The sequence below is a fragment of the Stutzerimonas chloritidismutans genome, from assembly GCF_038562055.1.
Taxonomy (GTDB): domain Bacteria; phylum Pseudomonadota; class Gammaproteobacteria; order Pseudomonadales; family Pseudomonadaceae; genus Stutzerimonas; species Stutzerimonas chloritidismutans_A.
This window is the reverse complement of record NZ_JBCFXD010000001.1, coordinates 196,596-214,328: the sequence shown is the minus strand read 5'-3', so window position 1 is coordinate 214,328 and position 17,733 is coordinate 196,596. Positions and strand designations below refer to the sequence as shown.

Below are 17,733 nucleotides of genomic sequence, written 5' to 3'. Positions count from 1 at the left end.
CATCGGATCACAACAGCATCGTGCGGATGTCCGCCAGCAGCTCGGAGAGGCGCTTGGTAAAGCGCGCCGCCGCGGCGCCGTTGATGACGCGGTGGTCGTAGGACAGCGACAGCGGCAACATCAGGCGAGGCTGGAAAGCCTTGCCATCCCACACCGGTTGCATCGTTGCCTTGGAGACACCCAGGATTGCCACTTCCGGCGCGTTGACGATTGGCGTGAAGCCAGTGCCGCCAATGTGGCCGAGGCTGGAGATGGTGAAGCACGCGCCCTGCATGGCGTCGGGCGAGAGCTTCTTGGTGCGCGCCTTCTCGGCGAGATCCGCTGCCTCGGCCGCCAGTTGCAGCAGGCTCTTCTGATCGACGTTCTTGATTACCGGCACCAGCAGGCCATCAGGCGTATCGACGGCAAAACCGATGTGCACGTACTTTTTGCGGATCACAGCCTTGCCGCTAGGGGCTAGCGAGGCATTGAATTCCGGCAGTTCCTTAAGCAGGTGCGCACAGGCCTTGAGCAGCAGCGGCAGCACGGTCAGTTTGACGCCTGCTTTCTCAGCGACAGCCTTTTGCGAAACGCGGAAGGCTTCCATTTCGGTGATGTCGGATGACTCGAACTGGGTTACGTGCGGGACGTTGAGCCAGCTTCGATGCAGATTGGCAGCCCCCACCTGCATCAGGCGGGTCATTGGCACTTCCTCGACTTCGCCAAACTTGCTGAAGTCGACCTCCGGTATCGGCGGAATGCCCCCGCCACCGGTAGAGCCTGCGGCCGGAGCTTGCTTGGCCTTGTGCATCATATTCTTGACATAGGCCTGCACGTCTTCCTTGAGGATCCGTCCTTTCGGCCCGGTGCCAGGAACATCGGCCAATTCGACACCGAACTCGCGTGCAGTCATGCGGACCGCAGGGCCGGCATGTACCTTGGTGCCGGCCTTGCTTGGGCCGCTCACGGCCGGAGCAGGGGCCGCGGCCACTTTGGATTCAGGCACGCCTTGCTTGTTCGGCGCGACTGCCTGCTGTTGTGGGGCTGCTTCTTGCGGTTTGGCTTCGGCCTTCTTCGCCGGTGCTGTGCCAGCCACCTTCAGGGTCAGGATCAGGTCGCCGGTCTTGGCATCATCACCGACCTTGATCGACAGGGACTCCACCACGCCAGCCTTGGGCGCGGGAATCTCCATGCTGGCCTTGTCGGATTCAAGGGTGATCAGCGACTGGTCGGCCTCGACGCTGTCGCCGGCCTTGATCATGACTTCGATGACCTTGGCGCTGCCGCTGGAGCCAATGTCCGGAATCCGTACTTCCTCCACGGATTCGCCCGCTGGTTCGGCGGGCTCTTCAGTTACAGCCTGCTCGGTGAGCTTTTCCTTGGGCGCACTTTGCGCCTGACCTGATGTGGCAGAGCTGGCCGCGGTTGGCTTGCTCGGCGCCTCACCCTTGAGAATCAAGATCAGATCGCCGGTGCCGACCTCATCGCCCACCGTGACCGAAATGCTTTCGACCACGCCGGCGGCTGGAGAGGGGATCTCCATGCTGGCCTTGTCTGATTCGAGAGTGATCAGCGGTTGCTCGGCGGCAATGGTGTCGCCGGGCTTCACTGAGATTTCGATCACGCTGGCTTTGCCGGAGGAGCCGATGTCCGGCACCTTGATCTCCTGCGACTCGCCTTCCTCGGCAGAGGCCGAGGAGTTGTCATCGCCCGACGCAGGTGTTTCGGCTTCATCGGTCGAGCCACCACTGCTGGCAGCGGCAGGCTCGGCTGCGGCTTGCGCCGGCGCTTCGCTGTCGGTTCCTTCTTCGCTTTCCAGCTCGAGCAGCTCGTCACCTTCTTTCAGGCGGTCGCCGAGCTTGACCTTCAAGGCCTTCACGACGCCAGCCTTGGGCGCCGGGATTTCCATGCTGGCCTTGTCGGATTCGAGCGTCAGGATGCTCTGGTCGGCTTCGATACGGTCGCCGACCTTGACGAACAACTCGATTACTTCACCCTCACCGCTGCCGATGTCGGGTACGCGTATGGTTTCACTCACAATAGGTTCTCCTGTGCGCACGCATCAGCAATCCAGAGGATTGCGCTTCTCGGGGTCGATACCGAACTCGGTGATGGCGTTTGCCACGACCGTGCGTTCGATGGCGCCGCGAGCGGCGAGTGCCTGCAGGGCGGCGACCGCGACCCAGCGACGGTCGACTTCGAAGAAGTCACGCAGCTTGGCGCGCGAGTCACTGCGGCCGAAGCCGTCGGTGCCCAGCACTTGGTATTCACGCGACGGGACCCACTGGCGAATCTGATCGGCGAACAGCTTCATGTAGTCGGTGGAGGCGATGACCGGGCCTTCGCGGCCTTCCAGACACTGCTCGACGTAGCTCTTGCGGGGTTCGTCGGTTGGGTGCAAGCGGTTCCAGTGGTCCACGGCCAGGCCGTCGCGGCGCAGCTCGTTGAAGCTGGTCACGCTCCAGACGTCGGCACCCACGCCCATCTTGGCGAGGATGTCCACCGCGGCGCGTACCTCGCGCAGGATGGTGCCCGAGCCCAGCAGCTGCACGCGGTGTTTGAAGTCGCCCTTGGCTTCTTCAAGCAGGTACATGCCCTTGAGAATGCCGTCCTCGACACCCTGCGGCATGGCCGGCTGCTGGTAGTTCTCGTTCATCACCGTGATGTAGTAGTAGACGCTCTTCTGCAGCTCCATCATCTCGTGCATGCCGTGGTGCATGATCACCGCCAGCTCGTAGCCGTAGGTAGGGTCATAGCTGCGGCAGTTGGGGATGGTGCTGGCGAGGATGTGGCTATGGCCGTCCTCATGCTGCAGACCTTCGCCGTTCAGCGTGGTACGGCCGGCGGTGCCGCCCAGCAGGAAGCCGCGGGTCTGTGCATCGCCCGCCGCCCAGGCCAGATCGCCGATACGCTGGAAACCGAACATCGAGTAGAAGATGTAGACGGGTAGCATGGGCTGGTTGTAGTTGCTGTAAGCGGTACCGGCTGCGATGAACGAGGAGAACGCACCGGCTTCGTTCAGACCTTCCTGAAGAATCTGGCCGTCCTTTTCTTCGCGGTAGTACATCACCTGATCGCGGTCCACCGGCTCGTACAGCTGCCCCACCGGGGAGTAGATACCCAGCTGGCGGAACATGCCTTCCATACCGAAGGTGCGTGCCTCGTCGGCGAGGATCGGCACGATGCGCTTGCCCAGATCCTTGTCTTTGACCAGTTGCGACAGGATCCGGCCAAAAGCCATGGTGGTGGAGATCTCGCGATCACCGGAACCATCAAGCACGGCCTTGAGCGTTTGCAATGGCGGCGTCGGGATGCTGAAGCTCTTTGGCCGACGCTGTGGCAGCGAACCGCCCAGTTTTTCGCGGCACTTGCGCAGGTAGCGCATCTCGGCGCTGTCTTCGGCTGGCCGGTAGAACGGCAGTTCTTCGAGCTGCGAATCGTTGACCGGAATGTCGAAGCGGTCGCGGAATTTCTTCAGGCTGTCGATATCGACTTTCTTGGTGTTGTGGGCAATGTTTTTCGCCTCACCGGCACCGGTGCCGTAGCCCTTGATGGTCTTGGCCAGGATGACCGTTGGCTGACCCTTGTGGTTGACCGCCTGATGGTAGGCTGCATAGACCTTGTAGGGGTCGTGGCCGCCGCGGTTGAGCTTCCAGACTTCCTCGTCGGACATGCTCTCGACGCGCTTGAGCAGCTCTGGGTCAGCACCAAAGAAGTGTTTGCGCACGTAGGCGCCATCTTTGGCCTTGTAGTTCTGATACTCCCCGTCGATGGCCTCGTCCATGCGGCGCTGCATGCGGCCGTCTTCGTCGGCGGCGAACAATGGGTCCCACAGGCGGCCCCAGACGACCTTGTTGACGTTCCAGTTGGCGCCTTTGAACACGCCTTCCAGTTCCTGAATGATTTTGCTGTTGCCGCGAACCGGGCCGTCGAGACGCTGCAGGTTGCAGTTGATGACGAACACCAGGTTGTCGAGGTTTTCACGGCCGGCCAGGGAGATGGCACCCAGGGTTTCCGGCTCGTCGCACTCGCCGTCGCCGATGAAGCACCAGACGCGCTGCTTGCCCTTCGGAATGAATCCGCGGTTTTCCAGGTACTTCATGAAACGCGCCTGGTAGATCGCGGTGATCGGCCCGAGGCCCATGGACACGGTCGGGAACTGCCAGAAGTCCGGCATCAGGTGCGGGTGCGGGTAGCTCGACAGGCCCTTGCCATCCACCTCCTGGCGGAAGTTGAGCATCTGGTCTTCGCTCAGGCGGCCTTCCAGGAACGCGCGCGAGTAGATGCCGGGGGAGGCGTGACCTTGATAGTAGATCAGGTCGCCGCCATGTTCTTCGGTGGGAGCCTGGAAGAAGTAGTTGAAGCCGATGTCATAAAGCGTCGCGCTGGAGGCAAAGGTGGAAATGTGTCCACCCAGGTCCGGGTCCTTCATGTTTGCACGCATCACCATCGCCAGCGCGTTCCAGCGGACCAGGGAGCGAATTCGACGCTCCATGAACAAGTCGCCGGGCATCTTCGCTTCACGGGTGACGGGGATGGTGTTGCGGTACGGCGTGGTGATGCCGTAGGGCAGTGGGGTGCCGCTACGGGTGGCCAGCTCCCCCATCCGGGTCATGAGATAGTGGGCGCGGTCTTCACCTTCGCGGTCGAGAACTGACTCGAGGGCGTCCAGCCATTCCTGGGTTTCGACGGGATCGAGATCTTGCATGGCTTGCTCCAGGGCGGAAAGGCTTCCAGAATCGGTTGCCTGCTTCGCGGCCGGCTTTGTGGGCCGGCGCGTATATGTTCTTGGATGTGGTGCCGGGGGTAGAGCCGGGCTCTGTAGTTTTACTACAAAACCGCAGCCGATTCAGCCCCCTGTTGGAGTATTTCGTAGTAAAACTACAATGTGACGGGTCGGTCGGGCGGGCTTGCTCCGGCGTCAGGGGCTCTACTCCGGACGTTATCGCTATCCTTCTGGCCGTTCTTGTACAAAGGAACATTCATGAGTTTGCCATCGCTGGTTGCATTGCCGACATCGCTTCAACCTTTGGTCACCCGTGCGGAGGAGACGTTCCTCGGCGCCTTGCGCGACACATCGGAGCAGGCCGAGCAGCTGTTTTCAGCATGGCCGGCTTCGCGCCGCGAGGCCTTCGGTCGGGTTTGCGCCGCCAGCGACTTCGTCAGCGAACAGGTTAGCCGAGATCCCGGGATGCTGCTGCAGTTGGCCGAAAGCGGTTTGCTGGAGCGCTCGCTGAAAGGTGGCGAAATGCGCTCGGAGCTCGCCGAGTTGCTTGGCGATTGCACCGATGAGGACAGCCTGGCCCGTCGGCTGCGGCGATTCCGCAACCGACAGCAGGTGCGGATCATCTGGCGTGACGTGACTCGCCAGGCTGCTCTTGCCGAGACCTGCGGCGATCTGTCCGACATGGCTGACGCCTGTATCGACCTGGCGTACCAATGGCTGTACGAGCGCCACTGCGAGCAATTCGGCGTTCCGACTGGTCGGCGCAGCGGCGATGCCCAGCATATGGTTGTGCTTGGTATGGGCAAGCTGGGCGCACGTGAACTGAATCTGTCCTCGGATATCGACTTGATCTTTGGCTATCCAGAAGGTGGCGAGACCGTCGGGGCAAAGCGCTCCCTGGATAATCAGGAGTTCTTTGTCCGCCTCGGGCAGCGGCTGATTAAAGCGCTCGACGCGCCGACAGTCGATGGGTTCGTCTTTAGAGTGGACATGCGACTGCGGCCCTATGGCTCGTCCGGTTCGCTGGTGTTGAGCTTCAATGCGCTGGAGCAGTATTACCAGGATCAGGGGCGCGATTGGGAACGCTACGCCATGATCAAGGCGCGCGTCGTCGGCGGCAGCGAAGCGGCGGGCAAAGAGCTGCTGGAAATGCTCAGGCCCTTCGTCTATAGGCGCTACCTCGATTTTTCCGCCATCGATGCGCTGCGCACCATGAAACAGCTGATACAGCAGGAAGTCCGGCGCAAGGGCATGGCCGCCAACATCAAGCTGGGCTCGGGCGGCATTCGCGAGGTGGAATTCATCGCCCAGGCTTTCCAGCTCATCCACGGGGGGCGCGACCTTAGCCTGCAACAGCGCCCCCTGCTCAAGGTGCTGACAACCCTGGCAGGGCAGGGCTATCTGCCGCCTGCCGCCTTAGAGGAATTGCGCGAAGGCTATGAATTTCTGCGCTACACCGAGCATGCGCTGCAGGCCATCGATGATCGCCAGACGCAGATGCTGCCGGAGAACCAAGTCGATTGTGATCGCGTCGCCTTGATCATGGGCTTCGCCGACTGGGAGGCCTTTCACCAGCAGCTTCTTTATTGGCGTGGCCGAGTCGACTGGCATTTCCGTCAGGTGATTGCCGATCCCGACGAAGATGAAAGTGCCGAAGGCGAGACGTTGGTTGGCGGTGAATGGCTGCCGTTGTGGGAGCAGGATTGGGACGAGGAATTCGCCTGTCGTCAGTTGAGCGAGGCAGGCTTTCGCGATGGCCAAACCGCTTGTCAGCGACTCGCTGCGTTGCGCAGTGGCAATCAGGTGCGCACCATGCAACGGTTGGGGCGGGAGCGTCTCGATGCCTTCATCCCGCGGCTTCTGGCTCAGGCAGTCGAGCAGGACGATCCGGATCTGGTGCTGGAGCGCGTGCTTCCTCTGGTCGAGGCGGTGGCTCGGCGTTCGGCTTATCTCGTACTGCTGACGGAAAATCCAGGCGCGTTGCAGCGTCTGCTTGAGCTTTGTGCCGGGAGCCCCTGGATCGCCGAGCAGATCACCCGCTTCCCGTTATTGCTCGACGAGCTGCTCAATGCCGGTCGGCTGTTCAGTCCACCTCAGGCGCCGGAGCTCGCCGCCGAGCTGCGCGAGCGCCTGGCGCGCATTCCCGAGGACGATCTCGAGCAGCAAATGGAGGCGCTGCGTCACTTCAAGCTGGCGCACCGTTTACGTGTCGCGGCGTCCGAGATCGCCGGCACGCTGCCGCTGATGAAAGTCAGCGACTACCTAACCTGGCTCGCGGAGGCCATTCTTGAAGAGGTGCTGGCACTGGCCTGGCGCCACACCGTTGCGCGGCACGGCCAGCCGCAGCGTGCAGACGGTTCGCTGTGCGATCCCGCCTTCATCATCGTGGGCTATGGCAAGGTCGGCGGAATCGAGCTGGGCCACGGCTCAGACCTGGATCTGGTGTTCATCCATGACGGCGATCCGAACGCCGAAACCGACGGTGCCAAGCCCATCGATGGCGCGCAGTTCTATACCCGCCTTGGGCAGCGCATCATTCACTTGCTGACCACCCAGACGACCTCCGGGCAACTCTACGAAGTCGACATGCGCCTTCGTCCGTCAGGCGTCTCCGGCTTGCTAGTCAGCTCGTTGGGTGCCTTCAATCGCTACCAAAGCGAGGAGGCCTGGACCTGGGAGCATCAGGCGCTGGTGCGCGCTCGAGTGTTGGTCGGCTGCCCGCAGCTGGCGGCCGATTTCGAGAAGGTTCGCGCTTCAGTGCTCGGGCGCTCGCGAGATCTTGAGCAATTGCGTGGTGAGGTCAGCGAGATGCGGGCCAAGATGCGCGACAACCTTGGCACCCGCACAACCGGCGCCGGCACCGCTGAAAAAGCCTTCCTGACTGATAGCGAGTTCAATCTCAAGCAGGACGCCGGTGGTATCGTGGATATCGAATTTATGGTGCAATACGCGGCTTTGGCGTGGTCGCACCAGCATCCGCAACTGCTGCGCTATACCGATAACATCCGCATTCTTGACGGGTTGGAGCAGGCCGGGTTGATGACCGGCGATGAGGTTCGGCTGCTGCAGGACGCCTACAAGGCATACCGTGCAGCGGCCCACCGGCAATCACTGCAGAAACTGCCTGGCGTGGTGAGTGGGGACCAATTTCACGACGAGCGTCGGTCGGTGATGCGCATCTGGCGTGAGCTGGGGCTCAGCTGAACTCGTCTGCAAACAGCATTTATCGAATCTTGAGGTGGCAACAATGTCGATGGCCGATCGTGATGGCGTGATCTGGTATGACGGTGAGATGGTGCAGTGGCGCGATGCGACCACCCATGTGCTAACCCACACCCTGCATTACGGCATGGGCGTGTTCGAAGGCGTTCGTGCCTACAACACGCCGGCGGGTACTGCGATTTTCCGTCTACAGGCCCATACCGATCGCCTGTTCGATTCCGCGCACATCATGAACATGAAGATGCCGTACTCGAAAGAGGAAATTAACGAGGCGACCCGCGCCGCTGTACGTGAAAACAATCTTGAAAGCGCCTATATCCGTCCGATGGTTTTCTACGGATCAGAAGGCATGGGGCTGCGCGCCAGCGGCCTGAAAGTGCACGTGATCGTTGCTGCCTGGCACTGGGGTGCCTACATGGGAGACGAAGCGCTGGAGGTCGGCATCAAGGTGCGCACCAGTTCCTTCACGCGTCATCACGTCAACATCAGCATGACCCGCGCCAAATCCAACGGTGCCTACATCAACTCCATGCTGGCACTGCAGGAAGCCATCTCCGGCGGCGCGGACGAGGCATTGATGCTGGATCCAGAAGGCTATGTGGCTGAGGGTTCAGGCGAGAATATTTTCATCATCAAAGACGGCGTGATCTACACCCCTGAAGTTACTGCGTGCCTCAATGGCATCACCCGTGGCACCGTGCTGACCCTGGCCGACGAGCTGGGTATCAAAGTGGTCGAGAAGCGCATCACCCGCGATGAGGTTTATATCGCCGATGAAGCCTTCTTCACCGGTACTGCTGCAGAAGTCACTCCGATCCGCGAAGTTGATGGTCGAAATATTGGTGCTGGCCGTCGCGGCCCGGTAACCGAGCGCATCCAGAAAGCCTATTTCGATCTGGTTTCCGGCAAGACCGATGCGCACGCTGAATGGCGGACGCTAGTCAAGTAAGCGCCGTGTCCGCCGTAAGCGCGAGCTGCTTGAGCGGCCCGCGCTTGCAGCCTGAGGCCCGAAGCGTGAAGCTGCCTTTATGAATATTCTGATTGTGGGTCCTAGTTGGGTCGGCGACATGGTGATGGCGCAGACGTTGTTCGCCTGTCTGAAGCAACGCCACCCTGCCTGGCAGATCGATGTGCTCGCGCCGGAGTGGAGCCGGCCGATCCTCGAGCGCATGCCCGAGGTCAGGCAGGCGTTGAGTTTTCCGGTGGGGCACGGTGTGCTCGACATGGCGACCCGACGCACTATTGCGGCGAGTCTGCGTGGGCAATATCAGCAGGCAATCCTGCTGCCCAACTCGCTGAAATCTGCCTTGGTGCCCTTTTTTGCCGGCATTCCCAAGCGCACCGGCTGGCGTGGCGAAATGCGGTTCGGCCTGCTCAATGACATGCGCAAGCTGGATAAACAGCGTTATCCGCTGATGATCGAGCGCTTCATGGCGCTGGCCTTCGAGCCCGGCGCCGAGCTGCCCCAGCCGTACCCGAAGCCGTCGCTGCGGATCGTTGAGGAGACACGCGATGCAGCATTGGCGCGTTTCGGGCTTTCTCTTGATCGACCGGTGCTGGCGCTTTGCCCCGGTGCCGAGTTTGGTGAGTCCAAGCGTTGGCCGGCCGAGCATTTCGCCAAGGTCGCCGAGGTGAAGATCCGTGAAGGCTGGCAGGTCTGGCTGTTTGGCTCGAAGAACGATCATGCTGTCGGTGAAGAGATCTTGCAGCAGCTGATTCCCGGACTGCGTGAAGAGGCCCTGAATTTGGCGGGCGACACCAGTCTGGCTGAAGCCATCGATCTGCTCTCCTGCGCCGAGGCGGTGGTGTCCAACGACTCGGGGCTGATGCACGTCGCCGCCGCGCTCGGGCGTCCGCTGGTTTCAGTCTATGGCTCGACATCGCCGGCCTTCACGCCACCTCTGTCCGAGCGGGTTGAGGTTGTACGTCTGGGGCTCGATTGCAGTCCATGTTTCGAGCGCACCTGCCGCTTCGGTCATAACAACTGCATGCGCGAACTGAAACCGCGCCCGGTAATCGAGGCGCTGGGACGCCTGGTTCCCCAGCCAGTCGAGGTGCGCTGAGTGAGGGTTTTGCTGGTCAAGACCTCTTCGCTGGGTGATGTGGTCCATACGCTTCCGGCGTTGACCGACGCGCAGCGCGCCATTCCAGGTATTCAGTTCGACTGGGTGGTGGAGGAGGGTTTCGCTGAGATCCCTGCCTGGCACCCGGCGGTTGCGCAGGTGATCCCGGTGGCGATTCGTCGCTGGCGCAAACATCCTCTCCAAACCCTTCACTCCGGTGAGTGGCAGCGCTTCAAGGCGCGTCTGCGCGAGACCCGTTACGACCTGGTCATCGATGCGCAGGGACTGCTGAAAAGCGCTTGGTTAACCCGTTACGTCATGGCGCCTGTCGCCGGTTTCGATCGTGCCTCGATTCGCGAACCGCTGGCGGCGCGGTTTTATGATCGATGCTTCAGCGTGCCGCGGGAACAGCATGCTCTCGAGCGGGTACGACAGTTATTTGCCCAGGCGCTCGGTTATCCGGCTCCCGCGACAGTCGCTGAGTACGGCTTGGATCGCAGCCAGCTGGCTACGCCCGGCGAGCAGCCTTATTTACTCTTCCTGCACGGCACCACCTGGGCAAGCAAGCATTGGCCGGAGCGTTACTGGCGCGAACTGGCCGAGCGCATGAGTGAGTTCGGCTGGGCGATCCGCTTGCCCTGGGGTAACGCGGAGGAAAAGGCCCGAGCCGAACGAATCGCTAAAGATCTGCCAGGTGCTTCGGTATTGCCCAGGCTCAATCTGGGTGGTGTTGCCAAAGTGGTCGCCGGCGCGCGTGCTTGTGTAGCGGTTGATACGGGGCTTGGTCATCTCGCCGCCGCCTTGGATGTTCCGAGTATTTCGCTCTACGGCCCCACGTTGCCGGGCCGCGTCGGTGCATATGGCCGTTCCCAAGTACACCTGTGCGCGCCTGGGCCGAACGCCGGCAAAGGTGACCGCCACAAACCCTGTTTTGACGAGCTGCCTTCTGAGCGCGTCGCAAGCGAACTCAAGGCCCTGTTGCGGTCATCGGAGACGCCCTGATGCAACTGGCCTTTATCCTCTATAAGTACTTTCCGTTCGGCGGTCTCCAGCGCGACTTCATGCGCATTGCGCTGGAATGCCAGCGACGCGGCCATGCTATCCGGGTCTACGCAATGATTTGGGAAGGCGACGTGCCCGCGGGTTTTGAAGTGCTGATCGCGCCAGTCAAGGCGATCTTCAACCACACCCGCAACGAACGCTTCACTGTCTGGGTTGAAAGCGACCTGGCCAGGCGACCCGTGGATCGAGTGGTTGGCTTCAACAAAATGCCGGGTCTGGACGTGTATTACGCTGCAGATCCCTGTTTTGAAGATAAAGCTCAGACCCTGCGCAATCCGATCTATCGCCGCTGGGGCCGCTACAAGCATTTCGCCGAATACGAGCGGGCGGTGTTCGAGCCCAGCTCTAAGACTGAAATTTTGATGATTTCAGAAGTGCAGCAGCCGCTGTTCGTGAAGCACTATGCGACGCCTGTCGGCCGTTTTCATCTACTGCCGCCGGGTATCGCCCAGGATCGACGGGCGCCGTCCAATGCCGCAGACATTCGGGCCGATTTCCGCCGTGAGTTCAAGCTAGAGGACGATGACCTCTTGTTGGTGCAGATCGGTTCAGGGTTCAAGACCAAGGGGCTCGACCGCAGCCTTAGAGCCGTCGCTTCGCTACCTCGCGAGCTGAAGAAGCGGACACGCCTGTTCGTCATAGGTCAGGACGATCCCAAGCCGTTTCTAATGCAGGCCAAGAAGCTGGGCGTAGCCACTCAGGTCGAGTTTCTCAAAGGCCGCAGCGATATTCCCCGCTTTCTGCTCGGAGCGGACCTGCTGATGCATCCTGCGTACAACGAGAACACCGGTACTGTGCTGCTCGAAGCGCTGGTCGCCGGGCTGCCGGTACTGGTCACTGATGTGTGCGGCTATGCACACTACATCTCGGATGCCAACTGTGGCCGTGTGGTGCCCACTCCGTTCGTCCAAAACACCCTTGATCGTCTGCTGGCCGAAATGTTGGCGGGCAATGAACAGCGAGTTCTTTGGTCGCAGAATGCCCTCGCGTTTGCCGAGCGCGCTGATCTTTACAGCATGCCCGAGCGGGCTGCCGACGTAATCCTTGCGGAGCGCTCATGAAGCTGATCGTCGCTGAACCCTTCAAAACCCTATGGGCCGATCGCGATCCGTTTGAGGCCGTGGAGCAGTTGCAAGGGCAGGTCTACCGAGAGCTTGAAGGCCGGCGCACGCTGCGGACAGAGGTCGACGGACGCGGTTACTTCGTCAAGATCCACCGCGGCATCGGCTGGGGCGAGATCGTCAAGAACCTCGGCACCGCCAAGCTGCCAGTGCTCGGAGCGGGGCAGGAGTGGCGAGCCATCCAGCGCCTGCATGATGTGGGTGTACCGACCATGACGGCAGTAGCCTACGGCGAGCGCGGCAGCAATCCCGCCACACAGCATTCGTTCATCATTACTGAAGAGCTGGCCCCGACCGTCAGCCTCGAGGACTTCTCGGCTAACTGGCTGGAACAGCCGCCGTCCCCGGCACTCAAGCGAGCGCTGATAGCAGAGGTGGCGCGCATGGCCGGCACCATGCACCGCGCTGGGGTCAATCATCGTGATTTTTATATCTGCCACTTTCTGCTGCATACCAACAAGCCGGTAATAGCTAATGATTTCAAGCTTTCGGTGATAGATCTGCACCGCGCTCAGGTTCGCAGCGAGACACCTCGGCGCTGGCGTGACAAGGATCTGGCCGGGTTGTATTTCTCGGCTCTGGGCATCGGTCTGACGCAACGCGACACGCTGCGCTTTCTCCAAGTTTACTTTCAGCGACCGCTAAGGGAGGTCTTGCGTGACAATGCTTCGTTGATCTCCTGGCTGCAACGCAAATCCGGAAAGCTTCAACGCCGCTTCGAGCGCAAATACGCGACAGGTGCTCACGAGTGATTCGTTGGCAGGTCGCCGATGGAGTAAGCGCAGACGTGGCGCGTACGTTTGGCAGTCTCGAGACAGTTTTCGCGTTAAATGGAGAGCCAATAACGCGTGATCCGCTGTCCGAGGTGCTCCGTGTCAGCGTTGGCGGGCAGCGTTATTACATCAAGCGCTATTGGGCTGCGGGTAAGGGCTTGCGGCGCTTCATCGGGCGTCCGCGGGTCGAAGCTGAGTGGCAAAATTTGCAGCACTTCCACGATTGGGGAGTCTCCGTTGCGCCACTGGTTGCGTGGGGGCAGCAGCGCCAGGCGGGGTTCTTTCAGCGAGGCGCCTTGGTCACCCTGGAGGTGCCAGGGACCGTGGATATGGCTGCCATGGCTAAGGATGGCGATGCGCGTCTAGCGAATCCGCGGTGGGTGCGCCACCTCAGTGAACAGTTGGCAAGCGCGACGCGCACGCTGCACGACCATCGCTTCGCTCACAACGATTTGAAATGGCGCAACCTGTTGGTTAATGAGGCTGGCAAGCTGTTCCTAATTGATTGCCCGTCTGGTGACTTCTGGTGGGGGCCGCTTCTTCAGCATCGTATCGTCAAGGATCTGGCCTGTTTGGATAAAGTAGCTAGATGCACCTTATCCCGGACCCAACGACTGCGCTTCTTCTTGCTCTACCGGCGACGCACGCGGCTTAGCCTCGAGGATAAGGCACTGATCAAGCAGATACTCGTTTATTTTGAAGGACGCGAATGAGAGATTTCATTTCGTCAGCACATGCGCATTCACTAAGGAGCGCAGGCCTTGATAGTTTCGACGCATTGTGGCGTTTGGAGCTGACCGCGGTCGATGCGCCGAATGCGGTCAAAGGCGGTTGGAGCAGTGTGTACCGGTTGGATATAGGTGACGCTGGTTATTACCTCAAGCGGCAGAGCAATTATCTGTCGCGCAGCTGGCGCCATCCTTTCGGAGAGCCAACGTTCGCCGCTGAGTTTCGCAATATTCGCCGCTATCAGCAAAAGCAGCTCCCCACTCTTGACGTTGCATTCTTTGCTCAGCTCCGTGCTCAAGGTGAGGTCAACGCCGTGCTGCTGACTCGTGCGCTGGATGGTTGGCGGGACCTGAGTAGTCTGCTTGACCGGTGGTCAGCTCTAGCGGAGGCGAGCCGCAACGCGGTACTCGCTTCCTGCGGGAAGCTGGCTCGTCAGCTACATGGCGCAGGGGAAGTGCATGGTTGTTTTTATCCCAAGCATATTTTCCTGCGTGAGCATCGTGGTGCTTACGAGGCATGTCTGATCGATCTGGAAAAGACCCGCTTGCTGCTGGGGCGCAGAGACCGCTTACGTGATCTAGAGGCATTGGTCCGTCGTGCGGAATTGTGGCGCGAAGAGGAGTTACGATGTCTCTTGGCGTCTTACCTGGACGAAAATGCTGACAGCCGAGCGATTGAGGACTGGCTGAAATCCATCCGTGCGCGCCACCACTACAAAGCAGCCAAGGCATGAAGCTCGCACAGCTGCGCTCGGCTGGCCGTACTCCGTCTCTACCGATGACCATCGCGCTGGGTGCCGACGAGCTGCATATCATGCAGTGGCTGCGTGTGCTGCCAGGGCAGCGTTATGTGGCTCGCGCGCAGTGGCGAGGTGTCCAGGTGCTTGCCAAACTCATGGTGGGTGATCGCGCCCGCCGTCATTTCGATCGTGAACTCGCCGGTGCGCAGCTGCTCGCCGCGCAGCGTCTCACAACGCCAGACTTGCTGGACGAGGGCTTTGAGGAAGGCGGCGGTGGATGGCTGCTGTTCGAATATCTCGAAGACGCAGAGAGCCTGCACGAGGCCTGGCTCGCTGTGGCTCGTCAGCTGCCATTGAACGAAGCCCAGCGGGATGTGCTTGGCAGTGCGCTGACCGAAATTGCAACGCTACATGCCAAAGGGCTCTGGCAGAGCGATTTGCATCTGGACAATCTGATGCGCCACGAGCAGCGGCTCTACCTTATCGATGGTGGTGGCATTCGTGCCGAAACCCCTGGCCAGCCGTTATCGAGGGATCGCGTGCTGGAAAACCTGGCTGTCTTCTTCGCCCAGCTTCCAACAACTCTTGAGTCCTTCATTGAAGAACTACTGGTGAACTACCTGTTGGTCAACAGTGCACATGCCCTTCCGCTCGAGGCGCTCGTGGACAAGACTCGTGTGGCCCGCCAGCAGCGCCTCGCCAGCTTCCTCAAGAAGGTCGGACGCGATTGCACGGCGTTCAGCGTGCACCGCGATCATGGCGGGGTAGTCGCTGTACGCCGCGAGTACGAAGCTGAACTGCGCGGCGTGTTAGCAGACCCGGATGGCTTCATTGCCGCAGGCGTAGCGCTCAAGCGGGGCGGCAGTGCCACGGTTGCGCGTGTTGATACCCCAGAGCGGCCCTTGGTGGTCAAGCGCTACAACATCAAGGGCGTCATGCACTGGCTCAAGCGCTTCTGGCGGCCATCTCGGGCGTGGCACAGCTGGGTAGAGGCGCATCGCCTCGAGGTGCTGGGTATCTCCACGCCGCAGCCGCTAGCCATGATAGAGATGCGTCGTCTCGGCCTTCGCTCACGCAGCTATCTGATTACCGACTATATAGGCGGGCAGGATATAATCGCGCGTTTCGCCCCGTACGTGGATGGTGCTCCGCCGGAGCATGAACTGCTGGCGCTTGAGCAGTTACTGGCAGCGCTGATTCGTGAGCGCATCAGCCATGGCGATCTGAAAGGTACCAACGTGCTATGGCTGGACGGCAGGTGGTCGCTTATCGACCTGGATGCACTGCAGCAGCACCAGAGCGATGCTCGATTCCGTCAAGCTTTTTCCAGGGATCGTGATCGATTGTTGCGCAACTGGCCTGTCGAAAGTGCGTTGTACCGTTTGCTGGACCATCGTTTACCGAAAGGCAGCTTGGAGCAGGACGCTTGAAGCTGGAAGAAACGCCCACGGGCTAGTACTACAACGCGCTATTGCTCCGAGCCTCCGGCTTTGAGCTCTAGGCTGCTTTTCTCAAGAGGCTTTTTACAGTGGCACTGACAATTCTCGGCCTTTCCGGCGCCCTCAGTCATGACCCATCCGCCGCCCTCTACATTGACGGCAAGCTGATCGCTGCCGTAGAGGAAGAGCGTTTCGTACGCGACAAGCATGCGAAAAATCGCATGCCGTACGAATCAGCAAAATTCTGCCTGGAGCAGGCTGGTATCAAACCTGCCGATGTCGATGTGGTCGCCATTCCGTTTGCACCGATCAGCATCCTCGAGAAAGCTCGCTGGCATTACGCCAAACGCTATTGGTACGCGCCGGATCGAGCGCTAGATGCCATTCTGTTTGGCAATCGCCGCTACAAGCGCTACCACAAGCGAATCCAGTGGTGCCTGCAGCAACTGGGATTCGATCTGAAGAAGATAAAGATCGAGCCGGTTGAACATCATCTGGCTCATGCATCGAGTGCCTATCACTGCTCCGGTTTCACCGAGAAAACAGCAATTCTGGGTATCGATGGTAAGGGTGAGTACGCCACGACGTTTTTCGGCTATGGCGAGAACGGCCGCATCCATAAGATAAAAGAATTTTACGATCCGGATTCGCTTGGCGGACTCTACGGCGCGATTACCGAATTCCTTGGCTTCGAGATGCTCGACGGTGAGTTCAAAGTCATGGGCATGGCGCCGTATGGCGATGCTTCCAAGTATGATTTTTCGCGACTGGCCAAATTCGAGAATGGCGAGTTGGTCATCAACACTGATTACGCCAACGTTATTGGCTTCCGCCGCTTCAAGGAAAAGGGCAAGGGCTACTACTTTTCGCCCAAGCTGATCGAGTGGCTGGGGCCGAAGCGCGAAGGCGATATCGCCGACGACCCCTACATCCACTATGCCGCTGCCATGCAGGCCCTATTCGAGAAGCTGGCGCTGCAGATGATGGACCATTACCTGGGCGACATCATTCGCGAAACAGGCAAGATCGCCTTCGCCGGTGGCTGTGCGTTGAACGTCAAGCTAAACCAGAAGATCATCGCCCGCGACGAGGTCATAGAGCTCTTTGTCCAGCCGGCTTCAGGCGATGCAGGAACAGCAGTAGGCGCGGCGGCTTATGTCTCACATCAACGTGGTGTGCCCGTCGAGAAAATGGAGCACGTCTATCTCGGCCCGTCTTACTCGAACGAAGACATCATCGCAGCATGCGCCCGCCATCCGAGCAAGCCGACCTGGCAGCAAATCGACAACATGCCGCAGCGGATCGCGCAGATCATGGTCGACGGTAATCCGGTAGCCTGGTTTCAAGGCCGTATGGAGTTCGGCCCGCGCGCGCTGGGTGGCCGTTCAATTATCGGTTGTCCGAGCGTTCCGGGCGTGGCCAACCGGATCAACGAGCAAATCAAGTTCCGCGAGCGCTGGAGGCCTTTTTGCCCATCGATGCTCGATACCGTTGCGTCTCAGATGCTCAAGGTTGACCATCCGAGCCCGTTCATGACCTTCACCTTTGAGGTCAACGAAGGCTGGAAAGAGCGCGTCGGCGAAGTGGTTCATGAGGATGGGACGTCACGAGCGCAGGTGCTTGAGCGCCGCTATAACCCTCGTTGGTATGACCTGATGGTCGAGTTGGAAAAGCTCACCGGCAATGGCGTCTCGCTCAACACCTCGCTCAACCGCCGTGGCGAACCGATGATCTGCTCGCCGACCGACGCGCTGAATATGTTCTATGGGTCGGATTTGCAGTATCTGATCATGGAAGACGTTCTGGTTGTTAAGCCGTGATCAGATAATAAATTTGGCTGGAACCAGCATGCTGTTGACGTTGACTTCGAGAGGGGCGCC

Annotated in this window: 12 protein-coding genes; 10 read left to right on the top strand and 2 right to left on the bottom strand. The window is 60.2% G+C overall.

The annotated features are described in order from the left end of the window. Positions 1 to 7: 7 nt before the first annotated feature. Both aceF and aceE read right to left on the bottom strand, forming a co-directional pair. Positions 8 to 2,017 carry a dihydrolipoyllysine-residue acetyltransferase gene (gene aceF / locus AAGW23_RS00985; RefSeq protein WP_342404472.1) on the bottom strand — a complete coding sequence of 670 codons (2,010 nt, stop codon included), beginning with the start codon at positions 2,015 to 2,017 and terminating at the stop codon, positions 8 to 10. 24 nt (positions 2,018 to 2,041) lie between these two features. Beyond that, a complete protein-coding gene (gene aceE, locus AAGW23_RS00980) occupies positions 2,042 to 4,687 on the bottom strand; it encodes a pyruvate dehydrogenase (acetyl-transferring), homodimeric type (RefSeq protein WP_342404471.1) in 2,646 nt (881 codons plus the stop codon). Positions 4,688 to 4,963: 276 nt separating this feature from the next. On the opposite strand from aceE, the gene glnE reads away from it, so the two are divergent. The 10 genes from glnE (at position 4,964) to AAGW23_RS00930 (ending at position 17,673) form a co-directional block, all read left to right on the top strand. Beyond that, positions 4,964 to 7,909, top strand: coding sequence for a bifunctional [glutamate--ammonia ligase]-adenylyl-L-tyrosine phosphorylase/[glutamate--ammonia-ligase] adenylyltransferase (gene glnE, locus AAGW23_RS00975; RefSeq protein ID WP_342404469.1), 2,946 nt, complete (start codon positions 4,964 to 4,966; stop codon positions 7,907 to 7,909). 43 nt (positions 7,910 to 7,952) lie between these two features. Further along, complete coding sequence (gene ilvE / locus AAGW23_RS00970; RefSeq protein WP_159966993.1) at positions 7,953 to 8,876, top strand: branched-chain-amino-acid transaminase; 924 nt, start codon at positions 7,953 to 7,955, stop codon at positions 8,874 to 8,876. Between the two features lie 79 nt (positions 8,877 to 8,955). Beyond that, a complete protein-coding gene (waaF, locus tag AAGW23_RS00965; protein ID WP_342404468.1) occupies positions 8,956 to 9,990 on the top strand; it encodes a lipopolysaccharide heptosyltransferase II in 1,035 nt (344 codons plus the stop codon). After that, positions 9,991 to 10,992: a lipopolysaccharide heptosyltransferase I gene (waaC, locus tag AAGW23_RS00960; protein WP_342404467.1), complete on the top strand. Its 1,002-nt coding sequence runs from the start codon at positions 9,991 to 9,993 to the stop codon at positions 10,990 to 10,992. It begins immediately after the preceding gene. After that, positions 10,992 to 12,113 (top strand): glycosyltransferase family 4 protein, encoded by a 1,122-nt coding sequence (locus AAGW23_RS00955; protein WP_342404466.1) that lies wholly within the window; start codon positions 10,992 to 10,994, stop codon positions 12,111 to 12,113. The genes waaC and AAGW23_RS00955 overlap by 1 nt, the downstream gene beginning before the upstream one ends. Beyond that, complete coding sequence (gene rfaP, locus AAGW23_RS00950) at positions 12,110 to 12,925, top strand: lipopolysaccharide core heptose(I) kinase RfaP (RefSeq protein WP_342404465.1); 816 nt, start codon at positions 12,110 to 12,112, stop codon at positions 12,923 to 12,925. The genes AAGW23_RS00955 and rfaP overlap by 4 nt, the downstream gene beginning before the upstream one ends. Next, positions 12,922 to 13,659 (top strand): lipopolysaccharide kinase InaA family protein, encoded by a 738-nt coding sequence (locus AAGW23_RS00945; RefSeq protein WP_342404464.1) that lies wholly within the window; start codon positions 12,922 to 12,924, stop codon positions 13,657 to 13,659. Before rfaP ends, AAGW23_RS00945 begins: the two co-directional genes overlap by 4 nt. Next, positions 13,656 to 14,408 carry a lipopolysaccharide kinase InaA family protein gene (locus AAGW23_RS00940; RefSeq protein ID WP_342404463.1) on the top strand — a complete coding sequence of 251 codons (753 nt, stop codon included), beginning with the start codon at positions 13,656 to 13,658 and terminating at the stop codon, positions 14,406 to 14,408. The genes AAGW23_RS00945 and AAGW23_RS00940 overlap by 4 nt, the downstream gene beginning before the upstream one ends. Further along, positions 14,405 to 15,844: a lipopolysaccharide kinase InaA family protein gene (locus AAGW23_RS00935; RefSeq protein ID WP_342404461.1), complete on the top strand. Its 1,440-nt coding sequence runs from the start codon at positions 14,405 to 14,407 to the stop codon at positions 15,842 to 15,844. Before AAGW23_RS00940 ends, AAGW23_RS00935 begins: the two co-directional genes overlap by 4 nt. Positions 15,845 to 15,942: 98 nt before the next feature. Further along, on the top strand, positions 15,943 to 17,673 hold the full coding sequence (locus AAGW23_RS00930) for a carbamoyltransferase (protein WP_342404460.1): 1,731 nt from the start codon (positions 15,943 to 15,945) through the stop codon (positions 17,671 to 17,673). Positions 17,674 to 17,733: the final 60 nt, after the last annotated feature.